This is a genomic window from Cupriavidus basilensis (assembly GCF_029335485.1).
Lineage (GTDB): Bacteria > Pseudomonadota > Gammaproteobacteria > Burkholderiales > Burkholderiaceae > Cupriavidus > Cupriavidus basilensis_E.
Map to the genome: position 1 here is coordinate 1 of NZ_JARJLM010000500.1, position 26,182 is coordinate 26,182.

A 26,182-nucleotide genomic window follows, 5' to 3' on the forward strand; every position below is an offset into this window, starting at 1 on the left:
GCTCAGGCCGGCTTGCCGTTGACGATGCTCAAGGCAACCGCCTCGGCCACTTCGATGCCGTCGATGGCCGCGGAGTAGATCCCGCCCGCATAGCCGGCACCTTCGCCGGCCGGGTACAGGCCTTCCACATTCATGCTCTGGTAGTTGTCCTTGCGGCGGATGCGCAGCGGCGACGACGTGCGCGTTTCCACGCCGGTCAGCACCGCATCGTGCATGGCAAAGCCGGCGATCTTCTTGTCGAGTTCCGGCAGCGCTTCGCGGATGGCCTCGATCACGTAGTCGGGCAAGGCGGTGGAGAGATCGGTCGGCGTGACGCCCGGCTTGTAGGACGGCTCGACCGAGCCCAGCGCGGTGGAGGGCCGCCGTGCGATGAAATCGCCCACCAGTTGCGCCGGTGCGTTGTAGTTGCGCCCGCCAAGCTCGAACGCGCGCTCTTCCCAATGCCGCTGGAAGGCGATGCCGGCCAGCGGGCCGCCGGGATAATCCTCGGGCGTGATGCCCACCACGATGCCGGCATTGGCATTGCGCTCGGCGCGCACGTACTGGCTCATGCCGTTGGTCACTACCCGGCCCGGCTCCGAGGCCGCGGCCACCACCGTGCCTCCAGGGCACATGCAGAAGCTGTAAACCGCGCGGCCGTTGCTGGCGTGGTGCACCACCTTGTAGTCAGCGGCGCCCAGCAGCTTGTTGCCGGCGAACTTGCCGAAACGGCTGCGGTTGATCATGCCCTGCGGATGCTCGATGCGGAAACCCAGCGAGAAAGGCTTGGCCTCCATGAACACGCCGCGCGCATGCAGCATCTCGAAGGTGTCGCGCGCGCTGTGGCCCACCGCCAGGACGACGTGATCCGCTTCCAGGTATTCGCCGTTGGACAGCTTGAGGCCGCGCACCTTGCCGCGCTCGATGTCGATATCCTCGACGCGGGTCTCGAAGCGGATCTCGCCGCCGAGCGCGAAAATCTCGGCGCGCATCTTCTCCACCATGCTCACCAGGCGGAAGGTACCGATGTGCGGGCGGGCAAGGTAGAGGATGTCTTCCGGCGCGCCGGCCTTGACGAATTCGTCGAGCACCTTGCGGCCGTAGTGCTTCGGGTCCTTGATCTGGCTGTAGAGCTTGCCGTCGGAAAAGGTGCCGGCCCCGCCTTCGCCGAACTGTACGTTGGACTCCGGATTCAGCACGCTCTTGCGCCACAGGCCGAAGGTGTCCTTGGTACGCTCGCGCACTTCCTTGCCGCGCTCCAGGATGATGGGCCTGAATCCCATCTGCGCCAGGATCAGGCCGGCCAGCAGCCCGCAGGGGCCCATGCCGATCACCACCGGGCGCAGCGTCGTGCCCGGCGCGGGCGCCTGCGCGACGAAGCGGTAGGCCATGTCCGGCGTCACGCTCCAGTTCGGCTTGCCGGCCATGCGCTTGATTGCCGCGGCTTCGTCCTTCACCTCGATGTCGATGATGTAGGTGAGCTTGATATCGGAGCGCTTGCGGGCATCGTGCGCGCGGCGGAATACGGTGAACCCGGTCAGGCCATCGGCCTTGACACCGAGTTCGGCCAGGCGCGCGAGCACCACGGCCTCGAGATCGCTCTCGGCGTGGTCGAGCGGGAGTTTGACTTCACTTAGACGTAGCATGGGAACCTGGAATTCTGCGGCCGGTGGGTCTGGCCCTGCATGGGGCGCGGACTGCACTCTGGGTGAGCGTCGGGCTGGCCGGACCGCAATTTTATAGTTTTTCGGGCGCCGCGCCCCATTCTCTGCCCCGAGGCAGCGAAATTGTGAGATCTTCCGCACCCCGGCAGGCCGCGCGCGCCCCCGGAGCGCACGCGCGGCCCATTGCCAGACCAGACAACCCAGGAGTAAGAACAGATGATCGATGCATTAGTCAGCGGCCGGCTGCACGGCCACGCCAGCGAACGCACCGGCCAGGGCGGCAGCCAGTTTGTCACCGCCAGGCTCAAGGCTGCCATCAACGATGGCGACACCGTGATCGTCAACGTGATTGCGTTTGCCGACAAGGTGCGCGCGGCGCTGCTGGCGCTGGAGGACGGCGAGTCGGTGGCGCTATCGGGCAGCCTGACGCCCAAGGTCTGGACCGACAAGAACGGCGACACGCGGCCGGCGCTCGACATGGTGGCCCATGCCCTGCTGAGCGTGCACGACGCCAGGGACTGAGGGCGGCCCTCGCCGCCAAGGAGGCACCTCCCCGCCTCAGGCCTGCAGCGGCACGGGGAAGGTGAGATCGCCGAGCTAGGGCGGGATCGACGTCAGCCCCTGCGTCTGCGCCAGATGGCGCCCTATGGCGTCGCGATCCTCGGTATAGCGGTCATACAGCACCACTTCGCCACCGTAAGCGCGGGTGGCGTCGACTCAGCGCCGCGCCGGCGCCAGCCAGCGGCGCCACCAAGGGCGGGGGACGCTCGCCTGCAGCCGCAGCGTCGCCGCACGCCGGGCCAGGACTTCCACCCAGCCGGCCGGCAACGCCACCACGCTGCCGGCCGGCAAGCGCTGCGGCTGCCGCCACATGGTGCCGGCCAGCCAGCGCGGGGCCTCGGACAGTTCCACTTCGCCCTCCAGCACATAGAGCGTCGTGCCTGCCCGGGCATGGAATCGCAACACGCGGCTGCTTTCGAGGTCGAGCTTTTGCCCTTCGGGGCCGCTGCCGCCCTGCGCGCCGCGGGCGGGCTGATTGGGCTGGACGGCGGGGATGACCGGGTCTGAACGGTAGCTTTGCATGATGCCGGCTCACTGGCTTTGACAGGGTTCCAGACTACCGGGCAGCGCCGGACCTCAACAGGCACACGCCCGCACTGCGCGAGCCATAACAGAGGCGTATCAAGCCATCTGTTACGATACAGAAGCCCCTGATCTGTATCTGTTGCGACGGCTGCCGCCGCGCCACCATGCCGCATGGAATCCGCCCCGCTCTATCGCCAGCTCGCCCAGCATTACCTCCATGCCATCGAAACCGGCGCCCTGAAGCCCGGCGATCGCGTGCCTTCCGTGCGCACCCTGATGGAGCTGCACGGCGTCAGCCTGTCCACCGCGCTGCAGGCATGCCGGCAGATGGAAAGCGACGGCCTGCTCGAGGCCAGGCCGCGCTCGGGCTATTTCGTGCGGCATGCCCGGCACAAGCCGCTGGCGCCAATCGAGGAACCGGTCGCCAGCCTGCCGGACCCGGCGCAATACGTCGGCATCCATGAACGCATTTCAGCCATCACGGCGCGCGGGCACCAGCAACCGGTCCAGGTGAACTTTGCCGGCGCTTGCGGCGCCCCGTCGCTGTATCCGGCGGAGGCCCTGCGCAATGCCGCTGCGCGCGCGCTGCGGCGCTACCCGCAATTGTTCGGCAGCGCAGCCGACGCCGAGGGGCACCCGGCCTTTCGCGCCGTGCTGGCGCGGCACGCGCTGCGCTCGCGCATCACGGTGGCGCCCGAGGACATCCTGGTCACCCACGGCTGCACCGAAGCGCTCAACCTGGCCTTGCGCGCGGTGGCGCGCCCGGGCGACGTGATCGCCGTGGAGTCGCCCACCTACTACGGACTGCTGCAGATACTCGAGAGCCTGGGCATGCGGGCGCTGGAGATCCCCAGCAGTCCGCAGACCGGCATCTCGCTCGAAGCGCTGGAACTGGCGGCGCAGACCTACGACAACATCCGCGCCGTGGTGGTGGTGCCCAACCTGCAGAATCCGCTGGGCAGCATCATGCCGGATGCCAACAAGGCGCAACTGGTGGCGTGGTGCGAGGCGCGCGAGATCGCGCTGATCGAGGACGACTGCTTCTCCGCGCTGGCCGACGGCGACGCGCCGCTCGCGGCCCTCAAGTCCTGGGACCGCAACGGCGGTGTGATCCATTGCGCCTCGCTGCACAAGATCCTGGCCCCCGGCATGCGGCTGGGCTGGATTGCCGCGGGCAGGTGGCAGGCTCGCGTGGAAATGCTCAAGTACAGCCAGTCGCGGCCCAACGAACTGCTGGCCCAGATCGCGGTTGCCGAATTCATGGGGTCGGGTGCCTTCGAGCGCCACCTGCGGCGCCTGCGCGAGCAATTGCGCAACCAGCGCGCGCAAGTGGCGCAGGCGATCGCCGCCGAGTTTCCTGCCGGCACGCGCGCCTCGAACCCGAACGGCGGCCTGCACCTGTGGGTGGAGTTGCCCGGGCCGGTATCGTCCGAAGCGGTATTCGACCAGGCGATGGCGGCCGGCATCCGCGTGGTGCCAGGGGTCATGTTCTCCAACTCCAACCGCTTCGATCATTTCCTGCGGCTGAACTGCGGCACGCCGTATTCGCCGGAAATCGAACGCGCGCTGCGCAAGCTCGCTGCCGTGGTGGCGCGCGCGGCGGGCAGGCCGCAGCCGCCGGGCGACGCCCAAGGCAGCCAGAAGCGGCGCCAGGCAACGATTGCGGGCACGGCATAAAGCGCCGCTCCCGTCGCCGCGCGACACCGTTCGCGCCTCCGATCGCGCCGTTCATCGCAGCACGCTGGGCGGCGGCGGATGGTGCAGGCAATCTGGCGAACATTGCCAAAACCGGCAAACCGCGTTCTCCAGGAGTCACAAGATGCCGCACCCTTCCCTCCCGCTCGCCATCGACGCCGCTGGTTCCACCCTGCGCCTTTGCGGCGCGCGCCGCGCAGACCACGCGCACCGCCAGGGACGTGCGGAGACCAGGGCCGGCCATGACGCGGCAAGCGACGCCGGAAGCACGAAACATGACCAAGGACAAAGCAGGCGCCCCCAGCTTGCCGATACCATCGGTACTGTTTCAGAGCACCTTCAGACAGACATGACGCATCCCCAAACCGCGCGCGGCGGCAAGCTCGACGAGCTCCGCGCACTGGCCTCGCATCTCACCGCCGGCTCCCTGCTGCAGGCAGTCACGCTGCAACTGATCGCCGAGCAGGAACATGCCGCACGCCGGCAAGCCACGCTGGGCGCTGCCGCCCTCACGCCCGCCTCCTGAGCCGTCCGTCCGTCTGGCAGCAAAAGCAGCAATCCGCGCGCAGCATCGCCCGCGCCGGCGCGGTAGTCTGGTGTCCCGAATCGCGAATGCCCCACGGCAATTCGCCGCAACCTCGCTCAGGACACCCGAGGGCATGAAAGCCTCCACCGAAACCAGCTACCGCCAGCGCATCGCACGCGTGGTCGAAGCCATCGCGGCCGATCCCGCCGCCGAGCACAGGCTCGACAGCCTGGCCGCGCTGGCTGCGTTCTCTCCCTACCATTTCCACCGGGTCTATCGCGCCGTCACCGGCGAAGCGCTGGCCGACACCATCCGCCGCATCCGCCTGCACCACGCAGCCAGCCTGCTGGTCGGCTCGAACCGCCCCGTGGTCGACATTGCCGGGGTAGTCGGCTACGACAGCGCGCAATCGTTCGCCCGAGCCTTCCGCGAGTTCACCTCGCTGAGCCCGAGCGAGCTGCAGCGGCTGAGCCAGGGCTACGGCGCCGGGCCCGGCGCCGTGCGCTTGCGCGAACTGCCGCTGCTACAACTGCTCGGACTGCGCCATCAGGGCCCTTTGTCCATGATTCCCCATACGTTCCGCCGCCTGGCGGCACTCGCGACGCAGGCGGAATGCTGGCAGGGCCGGGCGCCCGCAAGCCTGGCAGGCGTTTGCGAAGGCGACCCCGAGAGCGACGCCGGCTTCAGCTACTTCGCCGGATTCGTCCAGCCGGGCCACACCGGCGACGCTGGCGGACTGACGGCGATGACCGTCGCCGGCGGCCTCTATGCCAGCTTCACCCTGCGCGGACCGCATACCCTGATCAACGCCACCTGGGAGATGTTGTTTTCGGCCTGGCTTCCCGCCAGCGGCCACGAACCCGACCACCGGCCCGCCCTGGAGCTGTATCACAGCGAACCCGGCACCTTACCCGCGCTATGCGAGACGGAACTACTGCTGCCGGTGCGGCCGCCCGCCGCCACCCGGGGCGTCCACGGTTGACGCAGCCAGCCGGGCCCGCCTCCAATATCACGCCCCCCTTCATCCAACGACCCGCCATGCGCCACGCCTCCCGACCTGTCCTGTCCACCCGCTTTGCGCCATTCCTGCGCGGCTGCCTTGCCCTAGGGCTTGTGCTGTCGGGCCTCGGCCTCGGCAACGCCCATGCCGCAACAGGCTTCATGCGGCTTCTCGTCCCGGTCGGCAACGACGTGCCGCTGGAGGTCGGCATCTGGTATCCCGCCGACGCCACGGCTGCCCCGCATGCACCCGGGCCATTCGAGCAAGAGCTTGCACCCGGGGCGGCGGTAGCCGGCACGCGACTGCCCCTGGTGCTGATCTCGCACGGCACCGGCGGCAGCCTCGGCAGCCATCGCGACACGGCCCAGGCGCTGGCGCAGGCCGGTTTCGTGGTGGCGGCGCCGACCCACACGGGGGATAACTACCAGGACCTGAGCCGCGTGGCGCGCATCGCCGAACGACCGCTGCAGGTCAGGGCAATGCTGGACTACCTGCTGACGCAGTGGCCCGATCATGCGCGCATCGACGCACGCCGCATCGGCATCTTCGGCTTCTCCGCCGGTGGTTTCACCGCACTGGCGGCGATCGGCGGGCAGGCGGACCTGGGCAAGGTGGGACCGCACTGCCAGGCGCATCCGGACGAATGGTCATGCCGATACCTGCGCAACCATGCCGATACTGCCCTGCCGCCCACGGCGCGGCCGGCCGCCGACACGGGCTGGGACCCGCGCCTCAAGGCCGCAGTGATCGCCGCGCCGGCGCTCGGCTATGCCTTCGCCCCGGACGGGCTGGCCCGGGTCCGGGTGCCGCTGCAACTGTGGCGCGCCGATGACGACCGCATCCTGCCCGAGCCCGACTTCGCCGACGCGGTGCGCCAGGCGCTCCCGGCCGCCCCTGAATATCACGAAGTTGCCGGCGCAGGCCACTACGATTTCCTCGCCCCCTGCACTGCCGCGCAGGCTGCGCTGGTGCCGGAGATCTGCGTCGAGGGCGCAGGATTCTCGCGGGCGCGGTTCCATCGCCAATTCAACGCGGAAGTGGTGGCGTTCTTCCAGCGCACGCTGGCGGCGCCGAACGCTACCGGCAAGTAGCAGGCCGCTGGGCCGGATCCGCTCCCCGGCCGGTGCCGCCCCGCGCGGCGTGCGGCCCGGTCCGCCGCCATGGCGTTCGTGTTTTTTGCCACACCGCCCCATTTTCAGCCGGGCTGCCCTATGCTATCGCCGTAGCGCGCATGGCAACGTACCGGGCCGAGAGCCCGGGCAGCACCAAACAAGTCATGCCGCCTGCGCGCCAGCCGGCCAACCTGCCATGGCGCGCTCTTGGGAAACAGGGAGAGACCGCCTTGAAGGCCGCATCGCACACACAGGACCTTGACGACAATTACCGTACCTTGTTCCAGCTTGCACCCGTCTCGCTATGGCTGGAGGACTTCAGTGGCGTGCGCCGCCATTTCCAGGCGCTGCGTGCCCAGGGCATTACCGACCTGCGCGGCTACCTGCGCGCGCATCCACGGGAAGTGGCGCACTGCTCAGCGCTGATCCGCGTGCTGGACGTCAACCGGCGCACGCTGGCGTTGTTCCGCGCCGCCGACCTGTCCGATCTGGTGGCCAATCTCGACACCGTCTTTCGCGACGACATGTTCGATCAGCACGTAGAGGAACTCGGCCAGCTATGGGACGGCGGGCAGCATTTCTCAAGCCAGACCGTCAACTACACGCTGGAAGGCAAGCGGCTGGACATCCGGCTGGAAGCGACCGTCATGCCCGGCTTCGAGGAGACCTGGGAGCGCGTGCTGCTGTCGATCGAGGACATCACCGCGCAGGTCGCCACCGAGCGCGAGCTGCGCCGCAGCGGGCAATATGCGCTGGGCTTGTTCGAGCATTCGCCGGTATCGCTGTGGGTCGAGGATTTCAGCGCGGTCAAGCTGCTGCTCGACGAAGTCCGCGGCGCGGGCATCACGGATTTCCGCACCTTCCTCAATGTGCATCCGGACTTTATTTCGCGCTGCATGCAGGAGATCCGCGTGCTGGACGTCAACCAGCAGACGCTGCTGATGTTCAGCGCGTCGAGCAAGCAGGAGCTGCTGTCGCGCCTCGGGGATGTATTCCGCGACAATATGCGCGTCCAGTTCGCGGAACAGTTGATCGATCTCTGGAACGAGAAGCTCTGGCAGCAGCGCGAGGTCGTGAACTATGCGCTGGACGGCCGCGCGGTGGACGTGTTCATGCAGTGGTCGGTATTTCCCGGCCGCGAAGCGGACTGGGACCGGGTACTGGTATCCCTGACGGACATCACGGCGCGCAAGAAGGCCGAAGCCTATGTGGAGTTCCTCGGCAAGCACGATGTACTGACCAAGCTCTACAACCGCGCCTACTACGAAGACGAACTCGCGCGCCTGGGCCGCAAGGGCCCATGGCCCGTCAGCGTGATCGCGGTCGACCTGAACGGGCTGAAGCAGGTCAACGACCAGCTTGGCCACGGGGACGGAGATGCCCTGTTGCGCCGCACCGGCGAAGCGCTGAAGAAGGCGGTGGGAGACCAGGCCTGCGTTGCGCGGGTGGGCGGCGATGAATTCATGGTGCTGCTACCGGCGCGCGACGAGCGCGGTGCTGCCACGGTGGTGGAGCAAATCCATCAAGTGGTCGAGCTCAACAACCAGTTCTATCCGGGTACGGCGCTCAGCCTGTCGATCGGCACCGCCACATGCGCCGCAGGCGAACGCCTGAGCGACGCCGTCAAGCTGGCCGACACCCGCATGTACCAGGCCAAGCGCGCTCACTACGAGGCCCTGGACGACGAACAGGAACGCCGGCGGGAATAGGACGGCCTGCGACGGAAACGGGGGGAGAAGCGGGAAGGGCCGGCAATGCCGGCCCTTCCCGTTGCGCGATGCACCCAAGCCTGCGCTACAGGTAGACGATCAGCGCCACGCCCGCGGCGATCAGGCCGAACTTCACCACGTAATACGCCGGGCGGCTCCAGGCCTTGAAGCGGCGGCGATACTGCCCGCCCAGCCAGACAATGCGGAACAGGCGGTTGATCACGCCGGTCTGGTCGGACTCTTCGTTGGGCGAGCTGGCCGCGGTCATGACCTTGCGGCCCAGCCAGCGGTTGACCTTGCCGGCCCAGCCGAAGCGCATCGGACGCTCGATGTCGCAGAACAGGATCAGACGGTTGCTGTCGCTCTTGTTCTCCGCCCAGTGCAGATAGGTTTCGTCGAACACCACGCCCTCGCCATCGCGCCAGCTGTGGCGCTCGCCGTCGACCTCGATAAAGCAGCGGTCGTCGTTCGGCGTGGCCAGGCCCAGGTGATAGCGCAGCGAACCCGCGAACGGATCGCGGTGCGGATTGAGCTTCCCGCCGGGCGGCAGCTCGGCGAACATCGCCGCCTTCACGCTGGGCAAGCCGCGCAGCAACTCGACCGTGCGCGGGCACAGGACCTCGGCCGACGGGTGGCGGGCCTCGTACCACTTCAGGTAGAAACGCTTCCAGCCGTACTTGAAGAACGAGTTGAAGCCGGCGTCGTCGTTCTTGTCGGCAGCCTTGATCTTGCGCATGGCCGTCAGGGCCAGGCCTTCATCGCGGATCTCCGGCCAGGCGGCGCGGATCCTTTCGAGCTCGGGAAAGCGCTCGACCGGAATGTAGGGCGTGCGGGGGACGCCCGAGAACATGTACATGAAGCAGTTGATCGGCGCCACCAGCGCCGAATGGTCCAGCAACTGGCGCCAGATGCGCAGCCTCACCTTGCCGCGGAAATGCACGTACAGGATCGCTCCCAGGTACGCCGCGACGATTATCCACTTGATCACCCGAAATCCTCCATGTCAGCAACACCGCGCGTCGTTGCATTCGCGGGCAACAGCACGGCATCCGGGGGCGACGAAAACCGATAGTGTATCGAAACGGGCAGCGCCCTGCTGAATGAGATCGAGGCGTCACGCAACAGTTCGCCAATCTGCCAATCCGCCACATAGGGCTGATCGGCTGGCCAAGGGACGCTGCGCCTCAGGGCGTGCCGCGCGATTGCCGGGCGATACGGTCGATCAGTGCGCTGGCATCGTCCGGCAAGCCCTGCAGCGTCAGCAGGCGTGCGTTGAGCACCATGTTCTCCAGCACCAGCTTGGCGGTCGAGGCCCACATGGTGGCCAGCAGCGCGTCCACCGGCATGCCGGCGGACTCCATCGCGCTGGAACGCTGCGCCACCAGCCGGCACACCAGCCCGCGCAATGTCGCATCGTCGAAGGGCAGATCGGCATAGTCGATCGGGTCTTCCTTTTCGACTTCGGCCATCAGTTGCAGCAGCATGTCTTCGGTCATCGGCAAGCTCCCAGGAAAAGCGCGAGAGGACATCGCAGGCGCACGGGATCCGCAAGCCCCTCGAGAGCAAGCTAATCCCCGGGCATCGCCTTGTCAACGCGGCGCGCGATCGACATCGCGGAAACGGCAACGACGCCCCCCTGACCGCCACGTTGCGAGATTCCATGACTCAGGGTAAGCGATAGACAAGACCCATCGATCGGCACTGAACAAAGCGTGTAAGCTCCGGTCTTATCTGCATCATTAACAAAACATTAGCGTCATGACCGAGCGTCTGTTGTCAGCCATGCGTCAGTACGCGTGGTTCGGTGGTGTCAAGCACCACGTGGTCCAAGGCGTGGAAGCGCTGGCCACCTTGCTCAAGTCTCCCGCAGTCGCGGCCCGCGCAGTGGCCGCCATCGTTGCCGAAACCGAACAGGGCGTGCAGGTCTGGGTATCCTATTTCGGCAAGCCGATGGATCCGCATACCACCTATGTGTTCTGGCCTGGCCGGGCGCTCAAACCCGCGCGGCGGCGCGTTGCCGTCGTGCCCTTGCCGTCGCAGCACCGGGATCGCAGGTAGCCCTGCGGCACCGCCACGCGCCCGCTGACGCCAGCCGGGCGCCACCGGCGCCGGGCTGGCACCTGGCGCCGCGTTCCTCTTTATCATCCCTCCCGCTGTCCCACTGTCCCACCGCCCCTTTCCCGCGCCCTTCCGCCATGCTTCGATGCGTACCCTTGCGCCGTCATGGCAGCGGAAGAAGTGCACTATCGTCAGGCATCCGCCCAGCGCCGCAGCAGGTTGTGATAGACGCCCGTGAGCCCGACCACGGCGGGCTCCTTATGGCCCATCGCCTGCGCTACCCGCTGGATCTGCGTATCGAGATCGAACAAGACTGAACGCTGTCCCTCGTCGCGCACCATGCTCTGAATCCAGAAGAACGACGACACGCGCGCACCGCGCGTGACCGGGCTGACATGATGCAGGCTGGTTGCCGGATATAGCACCATATGTCCCGCCGGCAATTTCACGCGCTGCTGTCCGTAAGTGTCTTCCACCACCAGTTCGCCGCCGTCGTAGTCCTCGGGCGCAGTCAGGAACAGCGTGGCGGAAAGGTCGCTGCGAATGCGGAAATTGGTCCCGCGCAGGTGGCGGATGGCGTTGTCGATATGGTTGCCGAAGGCGTGGCCGCCCTCGTAGCGGTTGAACAGGGGCGGATAGACCTTGAGCGGCAGCGCGGCTGAGATAAACAGCGGATTCGCCCCCAGCGCATCCTGGATCAGATCGCCGGCCTGGCGCGCAGCCGGCGAGCCCTCGGGCAACTGCAAATTGCGCTTGGCCAGGGCCGATTGATGCCCGGACGTGGCATTGCCGTCGGTCCAGTCCGCTGCGTCAATCCAGGCACGGCATTGGGCCACCTGTGTCGGTGTCAGCACATCCGGGATCTGCAGCATCATGTTTTCGACTACCTCGGCAAGACGATTTGGCTGGCCGGCATCCGCCGGCCGTCAGGATCCGGCAGCACGGCGGGTAGCTCGGGCAAGCCGCGATTGTAAGAGAAAGCGCCCCGTCACGGCAAATACGAATCATTAACATTTATCCAAGCTTGACATGGCGCAAGCCCGGCGGAATTCCCCCGCGAAACCGGGCGCCGTCGCCCGTGCCCGGACATCCCTCAAGCATGCGGCCCGCTACAATGAATCCTATCCCCCCACTTTGCCAAGGAGACGGAAATGGCCGAACCGGTACACGACGAAGCGCTGGTCAACCTCTACCTCGAGCAGATTTCCGCCTTGTCCATCAGCGCCTTCGACGGCGCCGACGTCGCGGAGGAACTGGATCAGTTGGTACGCGAGGCCATTGGGCAATGCGGCGCGAGCAAGACGGCGCCGGCGGGCAACAACCTGAGCGTGCTGATCGAACGGCTGGCGGCACGCGCCGAGGCCGCGGCTCGCGAGGGGCAGCCGCAGGTGCGCGACACCTTTGCGCGCGCGGCGGAACTGGCCCGGGCGCCAGCCTGAATTCCGGGCTCTGGCCTGGCCCTGCATGGCCGGGTGCGCGACAATGAACCCCGTCGCGGGTAGCGGTCTCCAATCATTGTCCGGCGGCACCTGCCGGGTGTGCTCCCCGGTACGCTCCATTGCCGAAGTCAACGCCCATGCATCGTATCCTGCTCCGCCTGCTTCTCGCTTTTTCCCTGCTGTCGGTGGGCGCATGCGTAGGCTATCCCTACTACGATGGCTATGACGACTACCCCCTCACCTACAATCCCTACGGTCTCTATGAGGGCGGCACGGTCTATCCGTCTGCGCCGCTGGGCTACGGCTACTACGGGTATCCGTGGCCGTACTATGGCGGTTTCTACGGCGGCGCGGTGTACTACCGCTCGGGTGGCTATGGCTATCGTGGCCCAGGCTGGCACGGCTATCCCCGCCATTACGGCGCGGGCCGCGCATACTACCGTGGTGGCAGCTGGGGCGGCTCTGGTCAGCGAGGCGGCCGGGGCGGTGGCCACGGACGTCGTTGAGCATTGCGACATCGCAGCCCATGCATAGCCAGGTGCGTGCGCAACGCAAGCTTCCGCCGAACTGGAACGGCTTCGACTCTGTAATTCCTGGGGGGTGTTTGTAAAGCAGGGCCAGAACGGCCAGGAGGCAAAACCGGAAGAGATACTGGTTGCGGGGGCAGGACTTGAACCTGCGACCTTCGGGTTATGAGCCCGACGAGCTGCCAACTGCTCCACCCCGCGTCCGAGAAGTGAGATTATGTAACATCTGGCCCGGTATTGCAATCGTTTTGTGCAATTGTTTTATTACGCCCTCATGAAAAACCTGCTATCCGGGCAGACCGCGGAGCAACGCGAAGCCCCGCGCGCGCGCAAAGACGAATGAAGTGGACATATCACGACGTGATGCGTGGTGTTGCGCATGGCAACGCCACAACGGCAAGGCATTCGCCTGCCCCGCCCGAAGACAGGCGCGTGTGGCAAAGCGCCCTGCCGCCACGTCTGCGCACCAGAGCCGTGTGCCGCAAATAGGCCTGTTCGCAAAATGGCAATCGCAGCGAAAAAGGGCCGGCGCTAGCCCTCCACCGGCCCCAGAAGCCTGTCGACCAGATGATAGGCCGCGCTGAAGGCAGCCACCTCCGCCGCGTGCCGGGTGGCAAAGCGCGCGCCATCGCCCGACAAGCGCTCGGTGTCGCCGGCATCGGACGGATCCGCCCCCTCCTGGCAGACCCTCACTTCGTATCGCCACTGACCGACATCGCCGACGGTCGCGACGCCATCGTCGCGCTGCGATGACACCAGGACGTAGACATCCATGCCCCGATATGCCTCCACACGCCAGTCTGCATTGCTCATGGGATCCTCCCGGGTTATCCGCTGCCAACACGACGCTTGAGCGTCGGTATTGCGCGGCTGCGTCCGCTATACGCCTGAACCAGCCTAGCCCGTCGGCATCGGACCCGCAAGGCGGCACACGCCGGCATGCCTACGCACGCGGGGGCGCAGCGCGGTACGGCACGGCACGCCAGGGGCTGGCCGGATCGTCCAGGCAACGCTGGCCGAACGAGAGATGCCGCTTCAGGCCGGTGCCGGGCCCGCCCCACATCGCACGCCCCAGCAGGTAGCTTCCCGCGACCGCCTCCCAGGACTCCAGGTGCGCGAAGACCATTGCCGCCGCGCGCTCGATCACGGCCCACGCCTGAGCCTCGTTCTGCATCCCGCAGTCGTAGGCCAGTCGCGCGACATGGATGGCGCGGCCCATGTCCCAGGCCAGCACGCCACGCGCGAGATCGGCGCCCGAGGCGACAAAACGGCTCGCGCGCAGCGCCGGCATGGCGCGCTCGAGGTTGTCGACGCACAGGGCAAGGTGCACGGGATCGAAGACATCGTCCAGCAGCACGATCTGACGCTCGCGCTCGGCGCGCGGCACCGCGAACAGGATCCGGCAAACCTGCGGGTATAGCGCGCGATGCCCCTCCTCGAGCAGCCAGGCCAACGTGCCGCGCGCCTCGCCGGCGGTATGGATATGCCAGGCACTGGCGAGCGCCTCCGCCTGCTTGCGCGGATCGGCACCGGAGGCAAGGGCGTCGACCTTCAGACTCAAACACTGGTCGTGCAGGAGGCCCACCAGCAAGCTGCGCGTGCACGCGCCGCCGGCGGGCGCCGCGCCATCTGCGGGCATGCCATGACCGCGCTCGCCCGCCCGCGGATTTGGCCGGTGGCCGGGGCCCGGCGGCGGCAACGCCTTCAGCGCCCGCCGCTTGCGGCCGCGGCCTGCCGCACCGGCCAGCAAGAGCAGCAGCGAGGCAGCAACAAGCCATGGCAATGATCGCATCGCAGGATTCCCTCGAAGGAGTGGGCGATCGCTTGGCGTGGCAAATCGGGAAAATCCGCAAGCTTGCGGCAAGCACAGGGCAAGTACCAGGCGAGAGCGATCAGGCCAGGGATGCGCATCGGGATGACGCGCTCCGGATCAAAGCTTAGCGGCCGGGAATACCGCAGACGATGAGACGCGTCTCAATCGAAGATCCCCCTGCGGCGCGGGCATGCGCCGGACGCCGTAGAATGGTCGGTACTTGGCGAATGGAAGCACGGAATGAAAAAGGGCTTCCATTTCTGGAAGCCCTTCTTTTATCGGTGGTGCGGCTGGCAGGATTCGAACCCACGACCCCTTGGTTCGTAGCCAAGTACTCTATCCAACTGAGCTACAGCCGCACTCGAGAAAAGAGATTATAGCGAACTTTCAGCCTTTTGGAACCCCCTGGCCCACATTTTTTTGCTTTTCCTTGGTAGAGGCTTCGCCTTCCTATAATGACAGCCCGTAGATGTGATCCAAACCATGAACAAGGCATTTGTCAAAGAGTCGTCCGGTGACGAGGATGACGACCTTCCGGAAGGCGCGACCCCGTTGCCGCCCGGCAGCAAGAACTACATCTCGGCGCAAGGCTACCAGCGCCTGCGCGACGAACTGATGCATCTCATCGATGTAGCGCGCCCCGAGGTGGTCCAGATCGTCTCATGGGCGGCATCCAACGGAGACCGCTCCGAGAACGGCGACTATCACTACGGCAAGAAGCGCCTGCGCGAGATCGACCGCCGCATCCGCTTCCTGACCCGGCGCCTGGACAAGGCCGAGGTGGTGGACCCTTCACTGCAGGGGGACAACGATCAGATCTTCTTTGGCGCCACGGTCACCTATGCGAACCAGGCGGGCGAAGAAACCACCGTCACCATCGTCGGCATGGACGAGGTCGACCTGGATAGCAACCACGTGAGCTGGATCTCGCCGATCGCGCGCGCGCTGATCAAGGCGCGCGAGGGCGATACCGTGCCCTTGCGCACGCCGAACGGGGTCGAGCAGATCGATATCCTGGAAGTCCGCTATCCCGAGCGGCAGGCGGCGCAGCCGGGCCGGGCCTGAGGCGCCGGCCCGCGGCGGCGTCAGCCGTCGTTGCGGTCGCGGAAGATGCGGATCACGTCGGGATTGCGCCTGAGCGCCCGCATCACATTGGCAAGGTGCAGGCGGTTCTGCACCTGGATGATGAACTGCATATAGGTGGCCTCCTGGTGGCCGCCCTCCTGCTGCTCCATCGCCACGTGCGCCACATTGGCGTCGGCCGAGGTCAGGTCCGCCGCCACGCGGGCGACGATGCCCTTGACGTTGTGCACCATCACCTTGATCGACACATCGAAGGCCCGCGTGGTCTTCTTCGCCCACATCACGTCGATCCAGTGCTCCGGATCCTTGCTGTGCAGGCGCTTGGCCACCTTGCAGTCCTGCACGTGGATCTGCAGCCCCTCGCCCTTGCCCAGGTAGCCGACGATGGAATCGCCGGGAATCGGCCGGCAGCATGCCGGGAAGATCATCGACATGCCTTCGTCGCCGGTGATCGGCACCGCCGGGGCTTCCTCGCCGGCAAAGGTCTGCACCGCCGCCAGGAGCGCGCTGTCGACGTCGCCGGACAGTTCCTGCAACAGGATCTCCATGCGCTTGGCCACCACGGCGGGCACGCGGCGCCCGAGCGCCAAGTCGGCGAAAATGTCTTCGCGTTGCTTGTTGCCGGTCCACTGCACCATGCGGTCCCACACCGACTGCGGCAACGCCTTGAGTTCGATGCCGAGCTGGCGCGCTGACTGCTCCAGCAGGCGCTCGCCCAGCTGGATGGCCTCGTCGAGCCGGGTGGTCTTGAGATAGTGGCGGATTGCCGCGCGCGCCTTGCCGGTGCGCACGAAGGCCAGCCAGGCCGGATTCGGCTTGGAGTACGGTGCCGTCACCACTTCGACGATATCGCCGCTCTTGAGCTCGGTGCGCAACGGCAGCAGCTCGTTGTTGATCTTGACCGCCACGCACTGGTTGCCGAGGTCGCTGTGCACGGCGTATGCGAAATCGAGCGCGGTGGCGCCGCGCGGCAGCGCGCGGATATGCCCCTTGGGCGTGAACACGTAGACCGCATCGGGGAAGAGGTCGATCTTGACGTGTTCGAGGAATTCCTGCGAATCGCCGGTCTGGCTCTGGATATCCAGCAGCGACTGCAGCCACTGGTGGGCCTGCTGCTGGATATTGTTGGCCTGGTCGGCCTGGTGCTTGTACATCCAGTGCGCCGCCACGCCGGCTTCCGCGATCTGGTGCATGTCGCGCGTGCGGATCTGGAACTCCACGGGCGTGCCGAAGGGGCCCACCAGCGTGGTGTGCAAGGACTGGTAGCCATTGATCTTGGGAATGGCGATGTAGTCCTTGAACTTGCCCGGCATCGGCTTGTACAGCCCATGCAGCGCACCCATCGCCATATAGCAATGCATCTGAGTTTCCACCACCACGCGGAAACCGTAGACGTCGAGCACCTGCGAGAACGACAGCTGCTTGTCGTGCATCTTGCGGTAGATGCTGTAGAGCGTCTTTTCCCGCCCCGACAGCTCGGCCACGATGCCCGCGTCGGCCAGGCCCTTCTGCGCGGCTTCGAGAATGCGCTTGACCACCTCGCGGCGGTTGCCGCGCGCGGCCTTGACCGCTTTCTCCAGGGTGGCATAGCGGAACGGCGAACCGACCTTGAAGGACAGTTCCTGCAGTTCGCGGTAAGTGGTGTTGAGACCCAGCCGATGCGCGATCGGCGCGTAGATCTCCATGGTTTCGAGCGCGATCCGGCGCCGCTTTTCGGGCGGCACGAAATCGAGCGTGCGCATGTTGTGGGTGCGGTCAGCCAGCTTGACCAGGATCACCCGCACGTCGCGCGCCATCGCCAGCAGCATCTTGCGGAAGCTTTCCGCCTGCGCCTGCTCGCGGCTCTGGAATTCGAGCTTGTCCAGCTTGGTCAGCCCATCGACCAGTTCGGCCACCTTGGGACCGAACTTCTCGGCCAGCTCGCTCTTGGTGATGCCCTGGTCTTCCATCACGTCGTGCAGCAGCGCCGCCATGATGGATTGCACATCCAGCTTCCAGTCGGCGCACAGTTCCGCCACCGCTACCGGATGCGTGATGTAGGGCTCTCCGCTCTGGCGATACTGGCCCAGGTGCGCCTCGTCCGAGAACTGGAAGGCCTCGCGCACCAGCGCCTGGTCGGCGGGCTTGAGATACGCCAGCTTCTCCATCAGCCGGGTGATCGAGATCACCTGCTGGCGCGGCGGCACGGCCGGCTGCGAAGTCGGGCCGAAGAAGTGACGGTAGGACTGCGCCAGCACCGCGTCGATAAAGAGCGCGTCGCCCGGCGCGGCCGCTGCCGCGCTCAACTCGCTTTCGGCCGCCGCCTGGACCGCCCTGCCCTTGCCCGAGCCCATGGCGGGCGCGACCCCGCGCTCGCCGACAACATCGTTGCCGAGCGGATCGGGAAGGTTGGGGGCACCGGTGCGCGCCGTCACGGTCGACTGACCGGACCCGGCGCGCTTGCGCTGAACGGGAGGCAGGGCATCGCCGCCCGCATCACCAGGCGCTTCTCCGCGCGAACGCTCCGGCGCGGCCAGGGGGCTCGCCGTCGCGGCAGGAAAGGAAGGCTGGGAGGAAGACATGGGGGCGGCTTCTGGAATCCGGCTGGGTATTCAAGTACTCGAACAGGTACGCTGGCAGAGTCTGAATGCGAAGGTACGCGCTGCGAGGATTGGCCACGGCCGCCCGAAAATCAGGTCGGTACCTTCTTGAGCATCTCGATGCCGATCTGGCCCGAGGCGATCTCGCGCAACGCCACCACGGTGGGCTTGTCCTTGGCCTCGACCTTGGGGGTGTGACCCTGCACCAGCTGACGGGCCCGGTAAGTTGCCGCGAGCGCGAGCTCGAAGCGATTCGGGATGTGTTTCAGACAATCTTCGACGGTAATACGCGCCATATCAAATCCACCTCGGGACAAAACCTAATGCGATGCCGGCTATTTTACAGCACGCGGCAAGAAACGTTCCCGCCGCGCTCCGGCTCAATGAATCCCGAGCTCGATAAAGAGGTCGGTGTGACGGGCCTTTTGCGACGAAAAACGCAAACGGGTAGCGCGGATCACGCTGCGCAACTGCTCCAGCGCATGGTCGAACACCTCGTTGATGATGACGTAGTCCGACTCCGATGCGTGGGCCATTTCGCTGCCGGCAGCGAGCAGCCGGCGCACGATCACGTTGGGCTCGTCCTGGCCGCGCTTGTTCAGGCGTTCTTCGAGCGCCTGCAGCGACGGCGGCAGGATGAAGATCTCCACCGCGTTGGAAAAACGCTGGTGCACCTGCTGGGCGCCCTGCCAGTCGATCTCCAGCAGCACATCGTTGCCCTGGGCCATCTGCTGCTCGATCCAGACCCGCGAGGTGGCGTAGTAATTGCCATGCACCTCCGCCCACTCGAGGAACTCGCCGCGATCGCGCGCGGCACGGAAGGCGTCCACCGTGGTGAAGTGGTATTCGCGGCCATCCTGCTCGCCGGGACGCGGCGCGCGCGTGGTGTGGGAGATGGACAGGCGGATGGCCGGGTCCTGCGCCAGCAGCGCGTTGACCAGCGTGGACTTGCCGGCGCCGGAAGGCGCCACCACCATGAACAGGTTGCCGGGGTAGGCCGTGTCGATGGCGATATGGGACGACGTTTCACTCATGATGATGATGATTATTCCAGGTTCTGAATCTGTTCCCGCATCTGCTCGATCAGCAGCTTGAGCTCCATGGAGGCATCGGCCAGCTCCTTGGCGGCGGCCTTGGAGCCCAGCGTGTTGGCTTCGCGGTTGAGCTCCTGCATCATGAAATCCAGCCGCTTGCCGACCTGCCCGCCCTTCTTGAGGATATGCCGGGTTTCGTTCAGGTGCGCCTGCAGGCGCGACAGTTCCTCGGCGATGTCGATGCGGATGCCGTAGACCGTGGCTTCCTGGCGGATACGCTCGCCGATCTCGTCGCGGCTCATGGATGGCATGCCGTTCGGTGCCACCAGGTTGAAGGCTTCCTGCAGGCGCTCGGTGAGCTTTTCCTGGTGATGCGAGATCAATTGCGGGATGGTTGGCGTCAGGCGTTCGACGATGGCCAGCATGGCCTCGATGCGCTCTTCCAGGGTGGCCTTGAGCGCTTCGCCCTCGCGGCGGCGCGCTTCCAGCAACTGGGCCAGGGCTTCGCTGGCCGCACCCGTCACGGCCTCGCGCAGCGCATCCTGCGACAGCTCGGGCTCGACCAGCACGCCGGGCCAGCGCAGGATCTCGCCCATGCGCAGGGTGCCCGCCGCGGTGAACGTGGCCGCGACCGTAGCCTCGACGGAGCGGATCTGCGCCAGCAAGGCGTCGTTCAGCGCCAGCGTGGTGCCGCCGGCGCCGCCATCGGCGCGCTGCAGGTTGATACGGCACTCCAGCTTGCCGCGCGACAGCTTCGCCATGAGCATTTCCCGCAGCGCCGGCTCGAAGGCGCGGCACTCTTCGGGAGCACGGAACAGCAGGTCGAGAAAGCGCGAATTGACAGTGCGAAATTCCACGGAAACGGAAGCCGTCCTGCCGGTGGGCGCGCCGTGCGTGTCCGTCAGTGGCGCCTGGCGGGTAGCCAGGCCGTAGCCTGTCATGCTGTGGATCATTGGATAGTCTCGCGAAATGGCCATCTGGCCGCATGCGCTCAAGCGGCCGGCGGGGCTGACAGCCCAGCAACCACGCCGTTTGAACGCCGAAAAGAAAGCCCAAAAAGGCCGCTATTGTGTTCTTTACAACTCAACGATTAGTCAGGACAATCCGGAGGCAATCCAGGTTCCCAATCCTATGACAGAGTCCAAGGGCGCATCACCTCCAAAGAGCGCACCGCTGCCCATCGGCACGCTGCTGTCCAGCTATCGTATTGTAAAGAAGTTGGCCAGCGGGGGGTTCAGTTTCGTCTACCTGGCCACCGATGGGACCGGCTCCCCCGTAGCGATCAAGGAGTACCTGCCGTCCTCCCTGGCACGCCGCAACCCCGGCGAACTGATCCCCGTGGTGCCCGAGGAAAGCGCGGCGTCGTTCCGGCTTGGGCTCAAGTACTTCTTCGAGGAAGGCCGCTCGCTGGCGAAGATCTCCCATCCCAGCGTGGTGCGCGTGGTGAATTTCTTCCGGGAAAATTCCACCGTGTACATGGTGATGAACTACGAGCTGGGCAAGACGCTGCAGGAACACATCCTGCAAGCGCGCCAGCAGGGCCGCGCCAAGGTGCTGCGCGAACACTTCATCCGCAAGGTCTTCCACGACCTCATGAGCGGCCTGCGCGAGGTGCATATCCACAAGCTGCTGCACCTGGACATCAAGCCTGGCAACATCTACCTGCGCGAGGACGAGTCGCCCATCCTGCTGGATTTCGGCGCCGCCCGCCAGATCCTGACCATGGAAGCGGCGCGCTTCCAGCCCATGTACACACCCGGCTTCGCCGCGCCCGAGCTGTACGGCAAGCACTCCGAACTGGGGCCCTGGACCGATATCTACAGCCTGGGCGCCACACTCTATGCCTGCATGGCAGGCATGCCGCCGCAGGAAGCCAACCAGCGTGAAAAAGACGACCGCATGGCGGACGCCATGACGCGGCTGCGCACCAGCTACACCGACGGCCTGGTCGACCTGGTCGAATGGTGCCTGCGCCTGACGCCTTCCGAGCGGCCCCAGAGCGTGTTCCGCCTGCAGAAAGAGCTGCGCGAACAAAGCAACGCGCTGGGCGAGCAGGCGGCAGCGCCCGCCGCCGCCCCGGCCGCCGAACGGCCCATTGCGAGCCGGTTCCTGACGCTGCTGCGCAAGCGCGAAGAACCCGCCACGGCACTCCGGGCCAAACAGATCGATTCAGGCGGCGAATAAGGCATAAAATGGCCGGCTCCCCGCCTCTTGCGCGCACCCTGCGCAGCGCCCTCCGCCGCCATTACCAACTATGATGAAAGCCGTCGCCCCGCTGCCCGCCCGCGCGCTCTGCCGCACCGGTCCGCAGATGGCGCCGCCGTCTCCCAAGAACTGATTTACCTACTGCCAACATGCGATTCTCCGTCTACCAGGAAAGCAGAAAAGGCGGCCGCCGCATCAACCAGGACCGCATGGGCTATTGCTTCACGCGAGACGCCCTGTTGATGGTGCTGGCCGATGGCCTGGGCGGCCATGCGCTGGGCGAAGTCGCCGCGCAACAGGCCCTGCAGACGCTGGCGCGCCAGTTCCAGGCCCAGGCCCGGCCCGCGATCCGCAATCCTGCCGATTTCCTGCAGGACACCATCATGCTGGCCCACCGGGAGATCCATCGCTATGCCGAGGCCAACCGGCTGGCCGACGTGCCGCGTACCACCGTGGTCTGCTGCCTGGTCCAGAACGGCCAGATCCACTGGGCCCACGCGGGCGATTCGCGGCTCTACCTGGTGCGCAAGGGCGGCCTGCTGACCCGCACGCGCGACCACTCCAAGATCGAGAACCTGCTGCAGCAGGAGCGCGTGCTGCCGATGCAGGTGGCCAACCACCCCGAACGCAACAAGCTCTACAACTGCCTGGGCTCGCCCAACCTGCCGCTGATCGATATCGGCGGCCCGCTGCGGCTGGAACCCGGCGATGTCGCCTTGCTGTGCTCGGACGGGCTGTGGGGCAGCATCGAAGAACAACTGCTGGTCGAGAAAGTGACGCACCTGTCCGTGGTACACGCCATTCCCGACCTGATCGAGCAGGCGCTGCACAATGCCGGCGACGGTGCCGACAACACCACCGCGATCGCCATGATGTGGGAACTCGACGCCCATCCCGCCACCGAGGAATCGGTCGCCACCGAGACCCTGCCGCTCAATACCTTCACCACCTCGATCCTCGAGAACAACGGCGGCGATACCGACCTGCTGTCGGAGGAAGAAATCGAGCGCTCCATCGCCGAGATCCGCGCCGCGATCGACAAGACCAGCAATTTCATGCGCTGAGGGCCTGCCCGGGCACACACCGGGCTGCGGTCCGGCATATCGTGGCGAGCTTCGGCCAAGATGTACCGCCCGCGCCGCAAAGGTGCGGGAATTTCGCCGCCGCGCCGGCCCCGGCCGCGCGCCGACGGGCACGAGCGGCGCGGCGGCGTTAAAATCCCATCTCTGAACACCTTTCCCGAGAAAAACTCCACATGCGACCGAGCGGACGCGCTGCCGATGCGCTGCGCCCTATCACCCTGACCCGACACTACACCCGCCACGCCGAAGGCGCCGTCCTGAGTGCCTTTGGCGACACCAAGGTGCTGTGCACGGCCAGCGTGCTGGCCAAGGTGCCCCCCCACAAGAAAGGCAGTGGCGAAGGCTGGGTAACCGCCGAGTACGGCATGCTGCCGCGAGCCACCCACACCCGCTCCGACCGTGAAGCCGCGCGCGGCAAACAGACCGGCCGCACCCAGGAAATCCAGCGCCTGATCGGCCGCGCCATGCGCACGGTCTTCGACCTGTCCGCGCTTGGCGAGTACACCATCCACCTGGATTGCGACGTGCTGCAGGCCGATGGCGGCACCCGCACCGCGGCCATTACGGGCGCCTTCGTGGCCGCCCACGACGCCGTCTCGGCGATGCTGCGCGAAGGCCAGATCAAGGCCAGCCCGATCCGCGATTTCGTAGCCGCCGTCTCGGTCGGCATGGTGAACGGCGTGGCCGTGCTCGACCTGGACTATGCCGAGGACAGCAACTGCGACACCGACATGAACGTGGTGATGACCGGCAGCGGCGGCTTCGTCGAAGTGCAGGGCACCGCCGAAGGCGTGCCGTTCAGCCGCGCCGAGCTCGAAGCCATGACCCGCCTGGCCGAGCAAGGCATCGCCGAACTGGTGGCACACCAGCGCCGCGCGCTGGAACTGGCCTGATACGGTGAAAGCGATGCAACGCCTGGTTCTCGCCTCCAACAATCCCGGCAAGCTCGGCGAGTTCGGCACGCTGCTGGCGCCGCTCGGGTTCGAGGTGATTCCGCAGGGACAGCTCGGCATTGCCGAGGCCGAAGAGCCCTTCGCCACCTTTGTGGAGAACGCCCTCACCAAGGCTCGCCACGCCAGCCGCCTGGCGGGCCTGCCCGCGCTGGCCGACGATTCCGGCATCTGCGTCGACGCGCTGGATGGCGCGCCGGGCGTCTACTCGGCGCGCTATGCGCAACTGGTGGGCAAGCCGAAATCCGATGCCGCCAACAATGCGCACCTGATCTCGCAGCTGGCGGGCAAGCTCAATCGCCACGCCCACTATTACTGCGTGCTGGTGCTGGTGCGCCATGCCGACGACCCGCGCCCGCTGATCGCCGAGGGCGTATGGGCAGGCGAGGTGGTCGACGCGCCGCGCGGCAATGCCGGCTTCGGCTATGACCCGCATTTCCTGCTGCCTCACCTGGGCAAGACCGCGGCGGAACTGAGCGCCGATGAAAAGAATGCCGTCAGCCATCGGGCGCTCGCGCTCAAGGCGCTGACCGAGCGCCTGCGCACGCCAGGCTTCATGAACGGCTGCCTATGATCCCGATTGTCCCGCTGGCGTCCACCGGCGCCAGCGCCCCGGCCGACACCAAATCGCTGTGGCTGCAGCCGGGCCAGCTCTCGCTGCCGGCGTCCCCGCCCCTGTCGCTCTACGTGCACGTGCCCTGGTGCGTGCGCAAGTGCCCCTACTGCGATTTCAACTCGCATGCCGTGCCCGGCGCGGCCGACAGCCATGACATCCCCGAGGATGCCTACCTGGATGCGCTGCGAGCCGACCTGGAACAATCGCTGCCGCTGGTGTGGGGCCGGCCAGTGCATACGGTGTTCATCGGCGGCGGCACGCCCAGCCTGCTGTCGGCCGCCGGCATGGACCGGCTGCTGTCCGATATCCGCACGCTGTTACCGCTCGATGCCGACGCCGAGATCACCATGGAGGCCAACCCCGGCACCTTCGAGGCCGAGCGTTTCGCCAGCTATCGCGCCAGCGGCATCAACCGCCTGTCGATCGGCATCCAGAGCTTCAACGACCGCCACCTGGCTGCGCTCGGCCGCATCCACGGCGGCGGCGAAGCGCGCGCCGCGATCGGCATCGCGCTGGACAACTTCGACAACGTCAATCTCGACCTGATGTACGCGCTGCCGGGCCAGACCCTGGAAGAATGTGCCCAGGACCTGGAAACGGCGCTGTCGTTCAACACCACGCACCTGTCGCTCTACCAGCTGACGCTGGAGCCGAATACGCTGTTCGCCAAGTTCCCGCCGGCCCTGCCCGACGACGACAGCGCCTACGAAATGCAGGACCTGATCGAAGCGCGCACCGCACAGGCAGGCTACCGGCACTACGAGACGTCCGCCTACGCCCGGCCGCATCGCGAAGCCCGCCACAACCTGAACTACTGGCGCTTCGGCGACTACCTCGGCATCGGGGCCGGCGCGCACGGCAAGCTCTCATTCCCGCACCGGGTGCTGCGCCAGATGCGCCACAAGCATCCCGCCACCTATATGGCGCAGGCGATGGCGGGCAACGCCGTGCAGGAACAGCACGACGTCGGCGCTGCCGACCTTCCGTTCGAGTTCATGCTCAATGCGCTGCGCCTGACCGATGGCGTGCCGGCCAGCACGTTCTTCAACCACACCGGGCTGCCTCTGCACACCATCAGCCGCGAACTGGCGGCGGCCGAAAAAAAGGGCCTGCTCGAAGCCGACCTTGCCACCATCAAGCCCACCGAACTCGGGCGCCGCTTCCTGAACGACCTGCAGGAAATGTTCCTGAAGGGGTGATCGCGGCGGGGTGATCGCGCCGAATCGAGGCAACCGATCCGGGCAACGGGCAAATCCCAGGCCGCCGCCGGAATGCGGGCGCATCCGCACGGCGGCCGGACAACCATCAGTACGGCGTTGCCATATCGCCGGCAACCTGCGCGCGGGCGCCGATGCGCAAACGGCTTACGTCGCGCTGCGTCACCGTAGCCATGCGGCCATCGTCCAGCCGCACGTTGACGCGGTAGACCGTGTCGGTGCCGCTGCTGGCGTGTTTCTCGATCTGGTTGCCGGCCAGGCCGCCCGCCACCGCGCCACCGATGGTCGCCACGGTATTGCCGCGGCCCCCGCCGATCTGATGGCCCAGCAGGCCGCCTGCCACGCCGCCGATCACCGTGCCGAGCAGGCCCGAGCTGCTTTGCTGGGTCGTCACCGGCTCGATCGACTCGACCTTGCCATAGAACACGGAATTCGGGGGCGCCTGATAGGTGTTCGCGCCCGGGGCCTGGTACCCGGCTTGCGGGGGCTGCTGGTACCCGGTCTGGGGAGGCGGAGCACCGTAGCCGCCGCCATAGCCCCCTCCGTAGCCATTGCCGTAACCACCGCCCGGCGCCGCGCAACCCGCCATGCCAACCACCGCGGCGGCAGCCGCCACACCCAACAAAGTCTTGCCATTCATCGGAACATCCTCCTCATTGACCGCAAATGCGTGGAACAGGAAGGGCACGGCAGCGACATCCCGCGCCCTACTACGCATATTAGGAGCAGAGTACAGGAATGAAGGTTCCGCCGCGTCCGACAGACACCGACAAGGCAAAATGCCGCGTGGTGCGCGACCAAGCCGCGC

The 26,182-nt window shown here is 66.5% G+C and carries 27 protein-coding genes, 2 tRNA genes and 1 pseudogene; 15 read left to right on the forward strand and 15 right to left on the reverse strand.

Going from position 1 to position 26,182, the window contains the following annotated elements:
• Positions 1-2 precede the first annotated feature (2 nt).
• The gene (locus P3W85_RS30695; RefSeq protein WP_276267535.1) at positions 3-1,625 is read right to left on the reverse strand and encodes an NAD(P)/FAD-dependent oxidoreductase; all 1,623 of its coding nucleotides are present in this window, start codon (positions 1,623-1,625) and stop codon (positions 3-5) included.
• Between the two features lie 234 nt (positions 1,626-1,859).
• Here P3W85_RS30695 and P3W85_RS30700 point away from each other — a divergent pair, with 234 nt between their 5' ends.
• A complete protein-coding gene (locus P3W85_RS30700) occupies positions 1,860-2,165 on the forward strand; it encodes a single-stranded DNA-binding protein (RefSeq protein ID WP_017225536.1) in 306 nt (101 codons plus the stop codon).
• A 78-nt stretch (positions 2,166-2,243) separates the two neighbouring features.
• On the opposite strand, the pseudogene P3W85_RS30705 reads toward P3W85_RS30700, so the two are convergent.
• Positions 2,244-2,360, reverse strand: a pseudogene (locus P3W85_RS30705) (serine dehydratase); the annotation flags it as partial.
• A complete protein-coding gene (locus tag P3W85_RS30710) occupies positions 2,361-2,726 on the reverse strand; it encodes a hypothetical protein (protein WP_276267569.1) in 366 nt (121 codons plus the stop codon).
• Between the two features lie 174 nt (positions 2,727-2,900).
• Between P3W85_RS30710 and P3W85_RS30715 the strand changes: the two genes are divergently transcribed.
• From P3W85_RS30715 to P3W85_RS30735, 5 genes are all read left to right on the forward strand, one after another.
• Positions 2,901-4,406 (forward strand): PLP-dependent aminotransferase family protein, encoded by a 1,506-nt coding sequence (locus P3W85_RS30715; protein WP_276267536.1) that lies wholly within the window; start codon positions 2,901-2,903, stop codon positions 4,404-4,406.
• 367 nt (positions 4,407-4,773) lie between these two features.
• Positions 4,774-4,950 carry a hypothetical protein gene (locus P3W85_RS30720; protein WP_017227841.1) on the forward strand — a complete coding sequence of 59 codons (177 nt, stop codon included), beginning with the start codon at positions 4,774-4,776 and terminating at the stop codon, positions 4,948-4,950.
• A 133-nt stretch (positions 4,951-5,083) separates the two neighbouring features.
• Positions 5,084-5,932 carry an AraC family transcriptional regulator gene (locus P3W85_RS30725; RefSeq protein ID WP_276267537.1) on the forward strand — a complete coding sequence of 283 codons (849 nt, stop codon included), beginning with the start codon at positions 5,084-5,086 and terminating at the stop codon, positions 5,930-5,932.
• A 56-nt stretch (positions 5,933-5,988) separates the two neighbouring features.
• Positions 5,989-7,041 carry an alpha/beta hydrolase family protein gene (locus tag P3W85_RS30730; RefSeq protein ID WP_276267538.1) on the forward strand — a complete coding sequence of 351 codons (1,053 nt, stop codon included), beginning with the start codon at positions 5,989-5,991 and terminating at the stop codon, positions 7,039-7,041.
• A gap of 185 nt (positions 7,042-7,226) precedes the next feature.
• Complete coding sequence (locus P3W85_RS30735; RefSeq protein ID WP_430869656.1) at positions 7,227-8,771, forward strand: diguanylate cyclase domain-containing protein; 1,545 nt, start codon at positions 7,227-7,229, stop codon at positions 8,769-8,771.
• Between the two features lie 85 nt (positions 8,772-8,856).
• Here the strand turns inward: P3W85_RS30735 and lpxO are convergent, their stop codons facing one another.
• Together lpxO and P3W85_RS30745 are read right to left on the reverse strand one after the other, a co-directional pair.
• Positions 8,857-9,759 (reverse strand): lipid A hydroxylase LpxO, encoded by a 903-nt coding sequence (lpxO, locus tag P3W85_RS30740; RefSeq protein WP_017230362.1) that lies wholly within the window; start codon positions 9,757-9,759, stop codon positions 8,857-8,859.
• 196 nt (positions 9,760-9,955) lie between these two features.
• Positions 9,956-10,267 carry a hypothetical protein gene (locus tag P3W85_RS30745; RefSeq protein WP_017230361.1) on the reverse strand — a complete coding sequence of 104 codons (312 nt, stop codon included), beginning with the start codon at positions 10,265-10,267 and terminating at the stop codon, positions 9,956-9,958.
• Between the two features lie 262 nt (positions 10,268-10,529).
• Here P3W85_RS30745 and P3W85_RS30750 point away from each other — a divergent pair, with 262 nt between their 5' ends.
• The gene (locus tag P3W85_RS30750; protein ID WP_017230360.1) at positions 10,530-10,829 is read left to right on the forward strand and encodes a hypothetical protein; all 300 of its coding nucleotides are present in this window, start codon (positions 10,530-10,532) and stop codon (positions 10,827-10,829) included.
• 191 nt (positions 10,830-11,020) lie between these two features.
• Here P3W85_RS30750 and P3W85_RS30755 read toward each other — a convergent pair whose 3' ends face one another.
• Positions 11,021-11,704, reverse strand: a complete 684-nt coding sequence (locus P3W85_RS30755; protein WP_276267540.1) for a Fe2+-dependent dioxygenase — start codon at positions 11,702-11,704, stop codon at positions 11,021-11,023.
• A gap of 276 nt (positions 11,705-11,980) precedes the next feature.
• Between P3W85_RS30755 and P3W85_RS30760 the strand changes: the two genes are divergently transcribed.
• Both P3W85_RS30760 and P3W85_RS30765 read left to right on the forward strand, forming a co-directional pair.
• The gene (locus P3W85_RS30760) at positions 11,981-12,268 is read left to right on the forward strand and encodes a hypothetical protein (protein ID WP_276267541.1); all 288 of its coding nucleotides are present in this window, start codon (positions 11,981-11,983) and stop codon (positions 12,266-12,268) included.
• Between the two features lie 119 nt (positions 12,269-12,387).
• Complete coding sequence (locus tag P3W85_RS30765) at positions 12,388-12,774, forward strand: hypothetical protein (protein ID WP_276267542.1); 387 nt, start codon at positions 12,388-12,390, stop codon at positions 12,772-12,774.
• 146 nt (positions 12,775-12,920) lie between these two features.
• On the opposite strand, the gene P3W85_RS30770 is transcribed toward P3W85_RS30765, so the two are convergent.
• The 4 genes from P3W85_RS30770 to P3W85_RS30785 all read right to left on the reverse strand — a co-directional run bounded on the left by P3W85_RS30770 (position 12,921) and on the right by P3W85_RS30785 (position 14,967).
• Positions 12,921-12,996, reverse strand: a tRNA-Met gene (locus P3W85_RS30770).
• Positions 12,997-13,326: 330 nt separating this feature from the next.
• On the reverse strand, positions 13,327-13,608 hold the full coding sequence (locus P3W85_RS30775; protein WP_017230357.1) for a hypothetical protein: 282 nt from the start codon (positions 13,606-13,608) through the stop codon (positions 13,327-13,329).
• A gap of 130 nt (positions 13,609-13,738) precedes the next feature.
• A complete protein-coding gene (locus tag P3W85_RS30780) occupies positions 13,739-14,587 on the reverse strand; it encodes a DUF1266 domain-containing protein (RefSeq protein WP_276267543.1) in 849 nt (282 codons plus the stop codon).
• Positions 14,588-14,890: 303 nt separating this feature from the next.
• A tRNA-Arg gene (locus P3W85_RS30785) sits at positions 14,891-14,967 on the reverse strand.
• A gap of 124 nt (positions 14,968-15,091) precedes the next feature.
• Here P3W85_RS30785 and greB point away from each other — a divergent pair.
• On the forward strand, positions 15,092-15,673 hold the full coding sequence (gene greB / locus P3W85_RS30790) for a transcription elongation factor GreB (RefSeq protein ID WP_276267544.1): 582 nt from the start codon (positions 15,092-15,094) through the stop codon (positions 15,671-15,673).
• 20 nt (positions 15,674-15,693) lie between these two features.
• Here greB and P3W85_RS30795 read toward each other — a convergent pair whose 3' ends face one another.
• From P3W85_RS30795 to P3W85_RS30810, 4 genes are all read right to left on the reverse strand, one after another.
• Positions 15,694-18,105 carry a RelA/SpoT family protein gene (locus P3W85_RS30795; RefSeq protein ID WP_035817847.1) on the reverse strand — a complete coding sequence of 804 codons (2,412 nt, stop codon included), beginning with the start codon at positions 18,103-18,105 and terminating at the stop codon, positions 15,694-15,696.
• Positions 18,106-18,362: 257 nt separating this feature from the next.
• On the reverse strand, positions 18,363-18,566 hold the full coding sequence (gene rpoZ / locus P3W85_RS30800; RefSeq protein ID WP_006162413.1) for a DNA-directed RNA polymerase subunit omega: 204 nt from the start codon (positions 18,564-18,566) through the stop codon (positions 18,363-18,365).
• A gap of 84 nt (positions 18,567-18,650) precedes the next feature.
• Positions 18,651-19,304, reverse strand: coding sequence for a guanylate kinase (gene gmk, locus P3W85_RS30805; RefSeq protein ID WP_017230765.1), 654 nt, complete (start codon positions 19,302-19,304; stop codon positions 18,651-18,653).
• An 11-nt stretch (positions 19,305-19,315) separates the two neighbouring features.
• A complete protein-coding gene (locus P3W85_RS30810) occupies positions 19,316-20,257 on the reverse strand; it encodes a YicC/YloC family endoribonuclease (RefSeq protein WP_035817844.1) in 942 nt (313 codons plus the stop codon).
• Between the two features lie 178 nt (positions 20,258-20,435).
• On the opposite strand from P3W85_RS30810, the gene P3W85_RS30815 reads away from it, so the two are divergent.
• The 5 genes from P3W85_RS30815 (at position 20,436) to hemW (ending at position 25,356) form a co-directional block, all read left to right on the forward strand.
• Entirely contained in the window at positions 20,436-21,488 is a 1,053-nt protein-coding gene (locus P3W85_RS30815) for a serine/threonine protein kinase (RefSeq protein WP_276267545.1), read from the forward strand.
• A gap of 170 nt (positions 21,489-21,658) precedes the next feature.
• Positions 21,659-22,573 (forward strand): PP2C family protein-serine/threonine phosphatase, encoded by a 915-nt coding sequence (locus P3W85_RS30820; RefSeq protein ID WP_017230762.1) that lies wholly within the window; start codon positions 21,659-21,661, stop codon positions 22,571-22,573.
• A gap of 191 nt (positions 22,574-22,764) precedes the next feature.
• Complete coding sequence (gene rph, locus P3W85_RS30825) at positions 22,765-23,484, forward strand: ribonuclease PH (RefSeq protein WP_276267546.1); 720 nt, start codon at positions 22,765-22,767, stop codon at positions 23,482-23,484.
• A gap of 13 nt (positions 23,485-23,497) precedes the next feature.
• The gene (rdgB, locus tag P3W85_RS30830; protein ID WP_276267547.1) at positions 23,498-24,115 is read left to right on the forward strand and encodes an RdgB/HAM1 family non-canonical purine NTP pyrophosphatase; all 618 of its coding nucleotides are present in this window, start codon (positions 23,498-23,500) and stop codon (positions 24,113-24,115) included.
• Positions 24,112-25,356, forward strand: coding sequence for a radical SAM family heme chaperone HemW (hemW, locus tag P3W85_RS30835; RefSeq protein WP_276267548.1), 1,245 nt, complete (start codon positions 24,112-24,114; stop codon positions 25,354-25,356). The genes rdgB and hemW overlap by 4 nt, the downstream gene beginning before the upstream one ends.
• A 106-nt stretch (positions 25,357-25,462) precedes the next feature.
• On the opposite strand, the gene P3W85_RS30840 is transcribed toward hemW, so the two are convergent.
• Positions 25,463-26,014 carry a glycine zipper 2TM domain-containing protein gene (locus P3W85_RS30840; RefSeq protein ID WP_017230758.1) on the reverse strand — a complete coding sequence of 184 codons (552 nt, stop codon included), beginning with the start codon at positions 26,012-26,014 and terminating at the stop codon, positions 25,463-25,465.
• Positions 26,015-26,182 lie beyond the last annotated feature (168 nt).